Source organism: Sphingomonas faeni (genome assembly GCF_040407565.1).
GTDB classification, from domain to species: domain Bacteria; phylum Pseudomonadota; class Alphaproteobacteria; order Sphingomonadales; family Sphingomonadaceae; genus Sphingomonas; species Sphingomonas faeni_F.
The window spans coordinates 48531-60700 of sequence record NZ_JAPZPR010000014.1 but is presented as its reverse complement, the minus strand read 5'-3'; the positions used below and the strand labels follow the sequence as shown (position 1 = coordinate 60700).

Sequence of the window (12170 nt, the reverse complement as noted above, 5' to 3'; positions counted from 1 at the left end):
TCAGGTCTTCAATTGGGCGGCGGCAGGTCGAACTCGTCGCTGCGCCGCGGCTGGGACGTGGTGAGCAGCTCGTCGCTGCGCTGCGGGCGTTGCTGCGTGGTGGGGGTCAGCAACTGCGCGGGGGTCGGTGTCGTCTTCGCCCCGTACGGCGCGATCGGCAGCGTCTTGCCCTCTGCCGGTACCAGCCTGTCCGCCGCGCCGCAGCCCGACAGCGCCAACGCCAGTCCCGCCAATCCTAGAAGCCGTTTCATGCACTATCTCCCCGCGCCGCACGAATCGCAGCGCGCACATTGTCCGGCGCGGTGCCGCCGAAGCTGGTCCGGCTGGCGACCGACGCATCGACCGAGAGCACGCCGTACACGCGTTCGTCGATCCGCGCATCGATTGCCTTGAGGTCCTCGATCGGCAGCGCATCGAGCGCCACCTTGCGCTCCTCCGCCAGCTTCACCGCGCGCCCGGTGACATGGTGCGCCTCGCGGAACGGGAGGCCCGCCTCGCGCACCAGCCAGTCGGCCAGATCGGTCGCGGTCGCAAAGCCGCTCTCTGCCAGCCCGCGCATCCGATCGGTGCGGAACGTCGCGCTCTCGACCATCCCGGTCATCGCCGCGATCGACAGCGCGAGCAGGTCGTGCGCCTCGAACACCGGCGGCTTGTCGTCCTGCATGTCCTTCGAATAGGCGAGCGGCAGGCCCTTCATCGTCACCATCAGCGCGGTCATGCAGCCGAGGATGCGTCCGGCATGCCCGCGGACCAGTTCGGCGGCGTCGGGATTGCGCTTCTGCGGCATGATCGAACTGCCCGTCGACCATTGATCGCTGAGCGCGACGAACCCGAACGGCTGCGACGCCCACAGCACGAACTCCTCGGCGAGGCGTGACAAATGAAGCGAGGTCTGCGACGCGGAGGTCAGATACTCGATCGCGAAATCGCGGTCGCTGACGCCGTCTAGCGAATTGCTCATCGGCCCGTCGAAGCCGAGCGCCTCGGCCGTCATCGCCCGGTCGATCGGAAAGCCGGTGCCCGCCAGCGCAGCCGAGCCCAGCGGCGATCGGTTCATCCTTGCGCGGGCATCGGCGAACCGTCCCACGTCACGCGAAATCATCGCATGATACGCCATCAGGTGATGCCCGAGCGTCACCGGCTGCGCGGATTGCAAATGCGTAAAGCCGGGCATGACGCTAGCCGCATGCTCTTCCGCCCGCGCGAGCAGTGCCGCCTGGAACCCCGCCAGCGCCGCCAGCGCCTGGTCGATCGCATCGCGTACCCAAAGGCGAAAATCGGTCGCGACCTGGTCGTTGCGCGACCGCGCGGTGTGCAGCCGCCCCGCGACCGGACCGATCGCATCGGCGAGCCGCGCCTCGGTCTGCATGTGGATATCCTCGAGGACCAGATCCTCCGCGACGCCGTGCTCGGCATAGTGCGCGGCCACCGTATCGAGCCCGGCCGAGATCGTCGCCGCGTCGTCAGCCGAGACGATGCCCTGTTTGCCGAGCATCGCGACATGCGCCTTCGAGCCGGCAATATCCTGCTGCCAGAGCCGCTTGTCGAAGGGAATGGAGGCGTTTATCTCGCGCATGACCGCTGCCGGCCCCTCGGCGAACCGCCCACCCCACATCGAATTGGAACCGTCCATGTTCTCGAATCCTGTATTCAAAGCGCGGCCGACCCTGTGTTTCGTGGGACTGGGCCTGCTGGTCGCCGGCTGCGATAGGAAATCGCCCGCGCCTGAGCAAGCGAACGTCGTCGCGGCCAATACCGCCTCCGCCGACGAAGTGCCCGCCGGCCCCGCCCCCGACGAGGCGACCGGCCCGTCGGTCAGCGCGCAGAAGCTCGACCGCAGCCACAAGGGCGAGGCCGGACCGGCGGTCGCCTTCACCGCGCCCGACGGCAAGTCGGTGACGCTGGCGACGTTCAAGGGCAAGCCGTTGCTGCTCAACATGTGGGCGACCTGGTGCGCGCCGTGCGTCGCGGAAATGCCGACGCTCGACGCCGCGGCGAAGTCGCTCGCGGGCAAGGTGCAAGTGATTGCGGTCAGCCAGGACATGCAGGGCGCGGAGAAGGTGACGCCGTTCTTCGCCGCCAAGAAGTTCTCGACGCTGAAACCCTATCTCGATCCGAAGCTCGGGCTCAGCCTCGCCTATCAGGCGAACCTGCCGACCACGATCCTGTACGATTCGGCGGGCAAGGAAGTCTGGCGGATGACCGGCGGCTACGAGTGGAACACGCCGGCAGCAGCCAAGCTGATCGGCGAGGCTTCATAGTCCATACAGCGAGGAATTGTGCCGACCCGCCTTGGTGACGAGCCAAAGGTTGATGGCGAGCCGGCACTCCGCCTTAACGACAGATCCGCCCTCAAAGGTGCAAACAACGTCGAAAACCGCCGGAATGCGACGAACGGACCCGCGAACTGCGATCAACGTTCAGGCGGTGGCCGTGCCAACCATGAGGTCGACCGACTGGGCGCATCTACCCGGCGACGCGGACCGTCATGTCAGGAGACGGCCGCCATCCACGCCGCGGTCGACCGCAGGCCATCGTGCCAGTCGATCTTTGGCGTCCAGTGCAAGACGTCGCGGGCGCGGTCGCATTGCAGGATGTTGACCGGAATATCCGCCGCCCTGGCCGCGCGATACGTCACCTCGACCTCGGTTCCCAGAACGTGGGAAATCGACGATACGACATCGTTCAGCGACCGGCCGATCCCCGATCCGATGTTGAACAGGCGCAGATCCGACTGCGTGACGCTGGCGGCGATCAGCGCATCGCAGACATCGTCGACGTGGAGATAGTCCCGGATCACGGAACCGTCGCCCCAGATCTCGACCGGTTGGCCGTCGATCGCGCGCTTGAGGATCGTCGCGACGATCCCCTGCGCCCGGTTGGGCCGCTGGAACGGACCATAGGGATTCGCGACGCGCAGGATCGCATAGTCCAGCCCGTCGATGAGGCGGTACAGGCCCAGCAGCTTTTCCATCGCCAGCTTGCCCAGCCCGTACGCCGAGATCGGATCGGTCGGCGCGGCCTCGGTGATCGGCAGGTGCGCGGGCGGCCCGTAGACGGTGCCGCCCGAAGAGACGAACACCAGTTTGCGCACGCGTGCCTGGGTCGCGGCGGCGATCAGCATCAGATTGCCCGCCAGCGTCCGCTGCAACTCGGTCGACGGGTCGCGGTTCGATGTCGAGGGATCGCTGCCGCCGAGCAGGTGGAACACGATCTCCGCGCCGTCCAGCGCCCGCGCGATCGCGTCCGCATCGTCGAACTCGCCATCGACCCAGTGCTGCGCGAACATCGCGTCGGCCCCGTGCGGGCGACGGCCGAAGCCGGTCACCACGGCCCCCGCGTCGGCAAGCCGGCGGCACAGATTGGTGCCGATGAACCCGCCGGCGCCCAGCACGACGCAGTGACGGCCGGCAATCGAGTCCCGGACGATCGTCATGCGAGCCTGCAATCAAGAAGGATGGCGCGATTGGCGAGGGGGGCCCGACCGGACATCCGCAGGCTTTCGCGCAGGCCGGCCGATCGGCCAGGGCAGCAATCGTTCAACATGCGCGTGCCCCTAGCCTACCCGATCCAAGATCGCCAGCCGGCGCCGATCCAGCACCGCCGGTCCCGCTCCAACGGCGCGAGCCGGCGCGCCGGTACGGAATTGCTTGCGCCGCCCCCCCGCTTTGGTCATGGCGCGCCAGCGTAGATCGCCGACGCGCACCCTCCCATGACGTTCAGGATCCCATTGATGACTGCGTTCCTGCGCAAAATCCGCATCGACGCCGCCGTTGCCATGACGGTGATGCAGCGAGTCTGGGGCGTCGCCGCCGGCCTCGTCATGGTGTTGCTGACCAGCACCCTCTTCTCCAAGGAGATGCAGGGCTATTACTACACGTTCAGCAGCCTGATCGCGTTGCAGGCGTTCTTCGAGCTCGGGTTGAACTTCGTCCTGGCGCAGTTCGTCAGCCACGACATCGTGCTGCTCGACGAGCATAACGATGCGCAGGCCCGCCAGGCCGCGATCGACCGCATCGGCCTGCTCTACGAGTCGGTCCGCCGTTGGTTCGCGGTCACGTCTGTGTTGTTCGCGGTCGCTGTCGGGATCGGCGGCTTCGTGTTCCTGCGCCGCGGCGGGGCCGGGCTGCCACCGAGCGAATGGGCCGGCGCATGGGTGCTGATCGTCGTCGCGGCGGCCATCAACCTCTATTACAGCCCGCAGATCGCGATCGCCGAGGGTACCGGCAAGGTCGCCCGGGTTGCCAAGCTGCGGACGATTCAGTCGGTCGGCGGCTACCTCGCCTGCTGGGCGATCATCGCGATCCACCCGACGCTGTACGCGGTCGCCTGTATCGGCCTGGCGATGGCGCTGACCTCCGGCTGGTGGCTGCGTCGGCACAGCGGCGTGCCGGAGATCGCGCGGCGGGTGGCGCCGCAGGGCGTCGGCTATGGCTGGCGCAAGGACATCCTGCCGTTGCAGTGGCGGATCGGCCTCAGCTGGATGAGCGGCTATCTGCTGTATCAGGTGTTCACCCCGTTCACCTTCGCGCATCGCGGCCCGGCCGAGGCGGCGATGATCGGCCTGTCGATCGCGATGTTCAGCAACATCTCGCTGATCGGCATGAGCTGGTTGTCGGCGACCACGCCGGTGCTCGCCGGACTGGTCGCGCGCGGCGAGCGCGACACGCTGCGACGCCGGTTCAGGACGCTGTTCCTGCAGTCGCTGGCGTTCCAGATCGTCGCCTGCGCGGGGCTGTGCGTCGTCGTCGCGCTGGGCCGCTATCTCGAGATCCACATCATGGAGCGCTTCCTGCCGACCGCTGACCTCGCGATCCTCGCGGTCATCTCGTCGTGCAACGTCGCGATCTTCGCGATGGCCACCTTCATGCGCGTGCACAAGGAGGAGCCGATGCTGTGGAACTCGCTGGTTTGCGGGTTGCTCGTCACCGGCATCACCTATTTCGCCTCGTTCCACGGCGCCACCTATGTCCTGATCGGCTATCTGGCGGTGATCGTTCTGCTGAGCGTGCCATGGACGCTGCTGCTGTTCCGCCGGTATTGGCAGATGCGGTAGCCCCTGGCGCCGCGCAGTGCTCAACACCGAATCCGACGAGAGTGAACCCGATGGCCAAGACGACGCTGGCGCTAGTCATACCCACCTATTGCCGCGCACCGCTGCTCGCCAAGGGCCTCGCGCACATGGCCGAGGCGCTCGTCGCCAACGGTGTCACGCTCTACATCTCGGACGACAGCCCGGACGACGCGACCGAGACGATGCTGCGGGGGTTCGCCGAGCGGATGCCGGACATCCGCTATCGCCGCAACCAGCCGGCGCTCCGCCACGATCTGAACATCGTCCGATCGCTGCTGTGGCCGACCGAGGATTTCGTGTGGATCCTGGGTGACGCGGGCATGGTCGAGCCGGCGGGGCTCGACCGTGTGCTGGCGATGCTCGACGATCAGGACCTGATCTTCGTCAATTCGCATGCGCCCGAAACCGCGGACATCCCCCACATGACGGGCGAGACCGCCCGCATTTTCGTCCGCGATCAATTCTGGCACCAGACCCTCACGGGTGCGACGATATATTCGCGGCGCATGCTCGACTGGGTCCGCGACACGACCCCGAACGGCGAAGGCCTCGTCCGCAACTTCCCGCATCTGTCTCTGATCGTCGACTATATGGCGGCGGCCGAGCCCGATATCGGATGGGTCGGTCGCCACGCGACGCGGTTCAGCCCCAAGGACAGCTATTGGCGCAAGAGCGCACTGTCGGTGTTCGTCGACGATTGGGCGAAGGCGATCCGGCGCCAGCCGTCGGTTATCCGCGCCGAGGAATACCCCGCCGTGCTGCGATCGCACTCGCAGAACACCGGGCTGTTCGCGGTGGGATTGCTGACCGAATTGCGCCGCGCCGGTGCGCTGAACCGCGAGTACGTTCGCGGCCAGCCGGATTTCGCCGATGCGATGCATCTCCCGAAATGGCTGTTGCGCGCCATCATGCTGCTGCCCGTCGGCGTTCTCGAACAGGGCGCGCGCGTCTCGCGGTATCTCCGCAGGCGCTGACCCACGTCAGCGTTGGAGGTCGTCCACCGGATGATCACGATCGGCAAGCACCTCCAACAGCGCTGCACGTTCGTAGATCGCGCCGTGCTTGCCGAGCAAGCCGCGCTTCAGGAAGGGGAAGCCCGCCTCCAGCAACGCCAGCGCGGCGAACAGGCTCGGGTCGTCCGAACGGCTGCCATCGGCATACCACAACGCGCCGACCGACATCGCCTTCGCCGCGACCGTGGCGAAGCGGGTTTCCTGCAGGAACACCGCACCGCGGTAATCGCCGAATGCGAAGCGGGCCGGGAATATCGTCCGCAATGCCTGTGCCTTGCGACGATCGAGCGCCTTGATATGGAACGCGTAGGACTGGATGTGGTTCTGCACGGCGGCCGACGCGGTAAAGCCGGTCAGGTCCCATGCCATCTGCGGCCAGAGCGAATCCGCCGGCACGAACGGCCCGAACACCGAGTCGTTGAGGACCAGCACGTCTGCGCCCGGGCTGTGCGCGACGATCTCGCGTACCGCCAGCGCATAGGCGGAAAAGTCGAACCCCGGCAGCGCCTTCCAGTACAGCGCATCCGCCATCAAGCGCAGTTCGGCCGGTACGTCGCCGACGGTCGCCGCGGCGCAGATCACCGCGACCTTCGCGGTCCCCTCGCGCAGGCGGGCGAGCGTGAAACGATGCGCGTCGGTCAGCGCGCCATCGGGCAGGTACACGAAATACACGATCCAGCGCGGCGCCACCGCGAACGGCATGATCGCGAGGCTCGCGGGGGCTTTCACGATCCCCTTCACCGCGATCAGCCGGCGCAACCGCATCGCCATGTCGGGTTTGGAGGCTGCGAATGTCCAGTCGCGTTCCAGCGCGTCGATCCCGATCGCGGTTTTCGTCTTGATGCTCACCGTCTTCATCCCGCCGCACTTGACGTCCGGCGGGGCGGACGATCTGGACAGCGCCGCGCACGATGGCTAGGCGCCGCAACGACACCCGCCATGTGCAATGGCACAGGCCACCGGGCGTACGGACGAACGATTGCTCTCGCAAGCGTCTCGCGGTCCATCGGTCGAGAACGTCGGGGCATCGCAGCCGCACCGCACGAACTGGATCATAGCGGTTGAACTGCGGTGGCAAGCATCCGCAACAGAGGCAGTAGATGAACCTTCTCGTCACGATCACGTACAACGCGATGGCGCACGCGATCCTCGATCCGTTCTTCGCGTGCATCGCCGCGCAGACCGATCCGGATTTCGAGATCCTGGTGATCGACAACGCGTCGACCGATGGCACCGTGGCCTATCTGCGGACGCTGGACCTGCCCAATCTACACATCGTCGCGAACGCCGAGAATATCGGCTTCGGACGTGCCTGCAATCAGGGCGTCGACTTCGCCCGCGAGCGCGGTGCGACGCACGTCACGTTCATCAACAACGATACCGAATTCGATCCCGGCCTGATCGGCAACATGGTCGCATCGCTCGACGCGTCCGACGCCATCGGGCTCTCGCCGCTCATCACCTATTACGACGAGCCCGACCGGATCTGGTTCATCACCGGATCCTATCGCTGGCGGCGCGGCATGATTCCCTATCACGACCAGATCGGCCACCGGGTCGTCGACGCGCCCGGCCCTCGCCTGCGGGAAACCGATTTTGCGCCGGGCTGTTGCCTGATCTTCCGCATGGAGGCGTTCGACGCGGTTCGCGGCTTCGACGATCGGTTCTTCGTCTATTGGGAAGATGCCGATTTCTGCCTCGACCTGAAGGAACATGGCCTCCGGGTGGTGGTCGATACCGATCTGGTCTGCCTCCACAAGGTCAGCATTTCGACGGGCGGCGCGTTCAGCGACTTCTCGATCTTCCAGTTCAACCGCGGGCACATGGTGTTCGTCCGCAAGCATTTCGGGCTCGGTGCGGCCGCGTTCGTCGTACCGGTCGTGTTCGCCAAGACGGTGCTGAACGTGCTGCGGGGACGCATGAAACCGCGACAGTTCCCGATCTGGTTCAGAGGCATACGATCCGGGCTTGCGCGCTAAGCCGGCGAAGGGCCCTGCAGAATACCAATACGCACGTCCGCGAAACCCGGCAGTGGAAGGAATGGTGCATTGCGACACACCCATTATGACGGTAACTCGTCATCATGAGCATCGCACAATCCCCCGTCCAGTTGATCCGCCCGAAGCGCCACGGCGATGCGCGCGGCTGGTTCACCGAAGTGTATAGCGAAGCCACTTTCGCAAAGCTCGGCATCGACTGCCGCTTCGTCCAGGACAATCATTCGCTCTCCGTGCCGAAGTTCACGCTGCGCGGCCTGCATTTCCAGACGCCGCCGCACGGCCAGGACAAGCTCGTCCGCTGCATCCGCGGCGCGATCTTCGATGTCGCGGTCGACGTCCGCAAGGATTCGCCGACGTACGGCCAGTGGGTCGGCGCAGAACTGTCCGCCGAGAACGGCCATCAGCTGTTCGTGCCGATCGGTTTCGCGCATGCCTTCCTGACGCTCGAGGACGATTGCGAGGTCAGCTACAAATGCTCCGATCTCTACGCGCCGACCTGCGACGGCGGCGTTCGCTGGAACGACCCTGAAATCGGCGCAGGCGGGATCGACTGGCCGATGCCGTCGGGTGTCACGCCGGAACTGTCCGCGAAGGACGCCGTCCTTCCCCTGCTCGCCGATTTCGACAGCCCCTTTCCCTATGACGGCCGCCCCCTGGCGCCGCTCGCCTGAAGGATAGACCCATGCGTATTTTCGTCACCGGCGGGGCCGGCTTCATCGGTTCGGCTCTCGTCCGTCACCTGATCGAGAACACCGAGCACGAGGTGCTCAACTTCGACAAGCTGACCTATGCGGGCACGCTGTCGACGGTCGAGCGCGTCGCCAGTTCGAACCGCTACCGCTTCGTCCAGGGCGACATCTGCGACGCGGAGGCCGTCAAGGCTGCGATCGCCGAGTTCAAGCCAGAGATCATCACGCATCTCGCCGCCGAAAGCCATGTCGACCGCTCGATCGACGGCCCCGGCGCGTTCGTCCAGACCAACGTGGTCGGCACCTTCACGATGCTCAGCGAAGCGCGCGCCTATTGGCTCGGGCTCGACGACGAGGCCAAGGCGGCGTTCCGCTTCCATCACATCTCGACCGACGAGGTCTATGGCTCGCTCGGTGATACCGGGCTGTTCACCGAAGAGACCCCGTACGATCCGCGCTCGCCCTATTCGGCGTCGAAGGCCGGCTCGGACCATCTCGTCAGCGCATGGGGGCACACGTTCGGGCTGCCGGTGCTAATCACCAACTGCTCGAACAATTACGGGCCGTATCATTTCCCCGAAAAGCTCGTGCCGCTGATGATCGTCAAGGCGCTCGCGGGCGCCGACCTGCCGGTCTACGGCAAGGGCGACCAGGTCCGCGACTGGCTGTTCGTCGAGGATCACGTCCGCGCGCTGCATGCAGTGTTCGAAAAGGGCGAGCCCGGCCGGACCTACAATGTCGGCGGCAACAACGAGAAGCAGAACCTCGAGGTCGTGAAGACCGTCTGCACGATCCTCGATCGGCTGCGCCCGCGCGCCGATGGCCAGTCCTACGCAACGCAGATCGCCTATGTTGCCGACCGTCCCGGCCACGACAAGCGCTATGCGATCGACGCGACCCGGATCAAGAACGAGCTCGGCTGGGAGCCGGCCGAAACGTTCGAAACCGGCATCGAGAAGACCGTCGCCTGGTATCTCGACAACCAGAGCTGGTGGGAGGCGATCGTCGCCGAGCACAAGGCCGACCAGCGCCGCGGGCTTTCGGTATGAAGCAAGTCCTCGTCACCGGCGGGAACGGTCAGCTCGGCACCGAACTGAAGCGCTTCGCCTGGCCCGAAGGCTGGGCGGTGACCGCGATCGACATCGACGAGCTCGACCTGCGCGATACCGCCGCGATCGCCGCGAAGGTCGCCGAGGGCCATGACGGCCAGCCTTGGGCGGCGGTGATCTCCGCTGGCGCCTACACCGCGGTCGACAAGGCCGAGAGCGACATCGTCACCGCTTGGGCGGTCAACGCGATGGCACCCGCGGCGTTTGCCGAAGCGTGCGCCAAGGCCGACATCCCGATCGTCCAGGTCTCGACCGACTATGTCTTCGACGGCGCCCGCGATGGCGCGTGGGAAGTGACCGATCCGGTCGCTCCGCTCGGCGTCTACGGCGCATCGAAGCTTGGCGGCGAGCTTGCGGTACGGACCTCGGGTGCGCGCCACGCGATCGTCCGCACCGCCTGGGTGGTCAGCGCGCACGGCAACAACTTCATCAAGACGATGCTCCGCGTCGGCGCCACCAACCCGACCTTGCGCGTGGTCGACGACCAGCATGGCAGCCCGACCTCGGCGACCGACCTCGCGGCGGCACTCGCGACGATCGCGATGCGTCTGGTCGAGGATCCGGCGGCGCCCACCGGCACCTATCATTTCAGCAACGCCGGTGCGGTCACCTGGGCCGGTTTCGCGCGCGAGATCTTCGCACAGAGCGCGGCCCGCGGCGGCACCAGCGCCGAGGTGGAGGGCATCGCGACCAGCGAATACCCGACGCCCGCGACTCGCCCGGCGAATTCGTTGCTGAGCCATGACGCGATCGTGCGCGATTACGACATCCATCCGCCGGCGTGGCAGACCGCGCTCGGCAATATCCTCGACGAACTGCTCGGGGCCCCCAAGAAGGACACTTCCCAATGAAGGGCATCATTCTCGCCGGCGGTTCCGGCACGCGGCTCCATCCCGCAACGCTGGCGGTCAACAAGCAGTTGCTGCCGATCTACGACAAGCCGATGATCTATTATCCGCTGTCGGTGCTGATGCTCGCCGGCATCCGCGAGATCCTGATCATCTCGAGCCCCGAATATATCGGCAACTACAAGAACCTGTTCGGTGACGGGTCGGCGTTCGGCCTGACCATGGCCTATGCCGAACAGCCCAAGCCCGAGGGTCTCGCGCAGGCGTTCACGATCGGCGCGGACTTCATCGGCGACGACAATGTCGCGCTGGTGCTTGGCGACAACATCTTCTTCGGCGCGCACCTGACCGAACTGCTTGCCAGCGCGGTCGCCCGCACGCATGGCGCGACGGTGTTCTCGTACCGCGTCGAGGATCCCGAGCGCTACGGCGTGGTCGAGTTCGGCGAAGGCGGCAAGGCCGTCAGCCTCGAGGAAAAGCCGACGAACCCCAAGTCGCATCACGCGGTCACCGGCCTGTATTTCTACGACAACCGCGTCGTCGCATTGGCGCGCGACCTGAAGCCCAGCCACCGCGGCGAACTCGAGATCACCGATCTCAACCGCCTCTATATGGAAGCGGGCGACCTGTTCGTCGAACAGATGGGCCGCGGCTATGCCTGGCTCGACACCGGCACGCACGATTCGCTGCTCGAAGCGGGTGAGTTCGTCCGGACGATCCAGCATCGCCAGGGCATCCAGGTCGCCTGTCTCGAGGAAATCGCCTACGAGAAGGGCTTCATCACGCGCGAACAGGCCGAGCAGCGTGGCAACATGTTCAGCAAGACGGCCTATGGTCGCGCCATCCTGAACAGCATCCGGGACTGAGGTCTTTCGATCGCGGCGACCGGCTCGCTCGCCCAAAGGCGGGCGGCTCAGTCGCCGGAGATACGGAAGCTCATGTCGTTGCCCAGCCGTACGCCGACCCTGCCCTCGGCAGCACGCGCACGGTTGTAGGCTTCGTTCTTGCTGAGAATCCGATCCTGGCCGTTGAGAGACGCGGCCGGTGGTGCCGCGCGATCGTCGGGCGATACCGCTTCGGTCTGCGGCGTCATCGACGCGGCATCCTCCGCCTTGCGGGCGGCTTGCGGATTGACCGCCTCGGTCTGCGCGATCGCCAGCCCGGACCAGCACAGCCCTGCCCAAGCGAGTCCCAGAATGACAGATACGCGCATCGAACTCTCCTGCTGGCACCACCATGATGGGGGCCATGGCCGGAGCCGTATTCGGGCGCCGACGCGCATCCGTTAGTCCAACGCGGCGTTGAGGACAATCGCACGCCCCACCGGCACCATCAGCCGCACGCCCCGCCGCGAACTAGGCCCTTTTCGGCACGAACCGACCACTTCGACGCCATTTCGTCATCGTCGCATCTGGCTGGCAACGCCGTTCGCGGCTA

General features: G+C 66.1%; 13 protein-coding genes. 8 read left to right on the top strand and 5 right to left on the bottom strand.

Features of this window, described 5'->3' with window-relative positions; translation table 11 throughout:
- Positions 1 to 8 precede the first annotated feature (8 nt).
- Together O6Y00_RS20825 and argH are read right to left on the bottom strand one after the other, a co-directional pair.
- Complete coding sequence (locus tag O6Y00_RS20825; protein WP_353444437.1) at positions 9 to 251, bottom strand: hypothetical protein; 243 nt, start codon at positions 249 to 251, stop codon at positions 9 to 11.
- Positions 248 to 1615 (bottom strand): argininosuccinate lyase, encoded by a 1368-nt coding sequence (gene argH, locus O6Y00_RS20820; RefSeq protein WP_435368661.1) that lies wholly within the window; start codon positions 1613 to 1615, stop codon positions 248 to 250. The genes O6Y00_RS20825 and argH overlap by 4 nt, the downstream gene beginning before the upstream one ends.
- Before the next feature lie 16 nt (positions 1616 to 1631).
- Between argH and O6Y00_RS20815 the strand changes: the two genes are divergently transcribed.
- Positions 1632 to 2261, top strand: a complete 630-nt coding sequence (locus tag O6Y00_RS20815; RefSeq protein WP_353444435.1) for a TlpA family protein disulfide reductase — start codon at positions 1632 to 1634, stop codon at positions 2259 to 2261.
- A gap of 230 nt (positions 2262 to 2491) precedes the next feature.
- Here the strand turns inward: O6Y00_RS20815 and O6Y00_RS20810 are convergent, their stop codons facing one another.
- Entirely contained in the window at positions 2492 to 3436 is a 945-nt protein-coding gene (locus tag O6Y00_RS20810) for an NAD-dependent epimerase/dehydratase family protein (RefSeq protein WP_353444434.1), read from the bottom strand.
- A gap of 297 nt (positions 3437 to 3733) precedes the next feature.
- Here O6Y00_RS20810 and O6Y00_RS20805 point away from each other — a divergent pair, with 297 nt between their 5' ends.
- Both O6Y00_RS20805 and O6Y00_RS20800 read left to right on the top strand, forming a co-directional pair.
- Positions 3734 to 5056: a hypothetical protein gene (locus tag O6Y00_RS20805; RefSeq protein WP_353444433.1), complete on the top strand. Its 1323-nt coding sequence runs from the start codon at positions 3734 to 3736 to the stop codon at positions 5054 to 5056.
- A gap of 50 nt (positions 5057 to 5106) precedes the next feature.
- The gene (locus O6Y00_RS20800; protein WP_353444432.1) at positions 5107 to 6048 is read left to right on the top strand and encodes a glycosyltransferase; all 942 of its coding nucleotides are present in this window, start codon (positions 5107 to 5109) and stop codon (positions 6046 to 6048) included.
- Positions 6049 to 6054: 6 nt separating this feature from the next.
- On the opposite strand, the gene O6Y00_RS20795 is transcribed toward O6Y00_RS20800, so the two are convergent.
- On the bottom strand, positions 6055 to 6936 hold the full coding sequence (locus tag O6Y00_RS20795; RefSeq protein ID WP_353444431.1) for a hypothetical protein: 882 nt from the start codon (positions 6934 to 6936) through the stop codon (positions 6055 to 6057).
- Between the two features lie 251 nt (positions 6937 to 7187).
- On the opposite strand from O6Y00_RS20795, the gene O6Y00_RS20790 reads away from it, so the two are divergent.
- From O6Y00_RS20790 to rfbA, 5 genes are all read left to right on the top strand, one after another.
- Positions 7188 to 8066, top strand: a complete 879-nt coding sequence (locus O6Y00_RS20790; protein WP_353444430.1) for a glycosyltransferase family 2 protein — start codon at positions 7188 to 7190, stop codon at positions 8064 to 8066.
- A gap of 104 nt (positions 8067 to 8170) precedes the next feature.
- Complete coding sequence (gene rfbC / locus O6Y00_RS20785; protein ID WP_353444429.1) at positions 8171 to 8758, top strand: dTDP-4-dehydrorhamnose 3,5-epimerase; 588 nt, start codon at positions 8171 to 8173, stop codon at positions 8756 to 8758.
- Positions 8759 to 8769: 11 nt separating this feature from the next.
- Positions 8770 to 9825, top strand: a complete 1056-nt coding sequence (gene rfbB / locus O6Y00_RS20780) for a dTDP-glucose 4,6-dehydratase (protein ID WP_353444428.1) — start codon at positions 8770 to 8772, stop codon at positions 9823 to 9825.
- Positions 9822 to 10736 carry a dTDP-4-dehydrorhamnose reductase gene (gene rfbD / locus O6Y00_RS20775; RefSeq protein WP_353444427.1) on the top strand — a complete coding sequence of 305 codons (915 nt, stop codon included), beginning with the start codon at positions 9822 to 9824 and terminating at the stop codon, positions 10734 to 10736. The genes rfbB and rfbD overlap by 4 nt, the downstream gene beginning before the upstream one ends.
- Positions 10733 to 11599, top strand: coding sequence for a glucose-1-phosphate thymidylyltransferase RfbA (rfbA, locus tag O6Y00_RS20770; protein WP_353444426.1), 867 nt, complete (start codon positions 10733 to 10735; stop codon positions 11597 to 11599). The genes rfbD and rfbA overlap by 4 nt, the downstream gene beginning before the upstream one ends.
- A 47-nt stretch (positions 11600 to 11646) precedes the next feature.
- Here rfbA and O6Y00_RS20765 read toward each other — a convergent pair whose 3' ends face one another.
- Entirely contained in the window at positions 11647 to 11946 is a 300-nt protein-coding gene (locus O6Y00_RS20765; RefSeq protein ID WP_353444425.1) for a hypothetical protein, read from the bottom strand.
- Positions 11947 to 12170: the final 224 nt, after the last annotated feature.

Coding starts and splice junctions, on each gene's coding strand:
- rfbD (WP_353444427.1), top strand. CDS start 9,822: ATGAAGCAAGTCCTCGTCACCGGCGGGAACGGTCAGCTCGGCACCGAA.
- O6Y00_RS20805 (WP_353444433.1), top strand. CDS start 3,734: ATGACTGCGTTCCTGCGCAAAATCCGCATCGACGCCGCCGTTGCCATG.
- O6Y00_RS20810 (WP_353444434.1), bottom strand. CDS start 3,436: ATGACGATCGTCCGGGACTCGATTGCCGGCCGTCACTGCGTCGTGCTG.
- O6Y00_RS20765 (WP_353444425.1), bottom strand. CDS start 11,946: ATGCGCGTATCTGTCATTCTGGGACTCGCTTGGGCAGGGCTGTGCTGG.
- argH (WP_435368661.1), bottom strand. CDS start 1,615: ATGTGGGGTGGGCGGTTCGCCGAGGGGCCGGCAGCGGTCATGCGCGAG.
- rfbB (WP_353444428.1), top strand. CDS start 8,770: ATGCGTATTTTCGTCACCGGCGGGGCCGGCTTCATCGGTTCGGCTCTC.
- O6Y00_RS20800 (WP_353444432.1), top strand. CDS start 5,107: ATGGCCAAGACGACGCTGGCGCTAGTCATACCCACCTATTGCCGCGCA.
- O6Y00_RS20815 (WP_353444435.1), top strand. CDS start 1,632: ATGTTCTCGAATCCTGTATTCAAAGCGCGGCCGACCCTGTGTTTCGTG.
- rfbA (WP_353444426.1), top strand. CDS start 10,733: ATGAAGGGCATCATTCTCGCCGGCGGTTCCGGCACGCGGCTCCATCCC.
- rfbC (WP_353444429.1), top strand. CDS start 8,171: ATGAGCATCGCACAATCCCCCGTCCAGTTGATCCGCCCGAAGCGCCAC.
- O6Y00_RS20790 (WP_353444430.1), top strand. CDS start 7,188: ATGAACCTTCTCGTCACGATCACGTACAACGCGATGGCGCACGCGATC.
- O6Y00_RS20825 (WP_353444437.1), bottom strand. CDS start 251: ATGAAACGGCTTCTAGGATTGGCGGGACTGGCGTTGGCGCTGTCGGGC.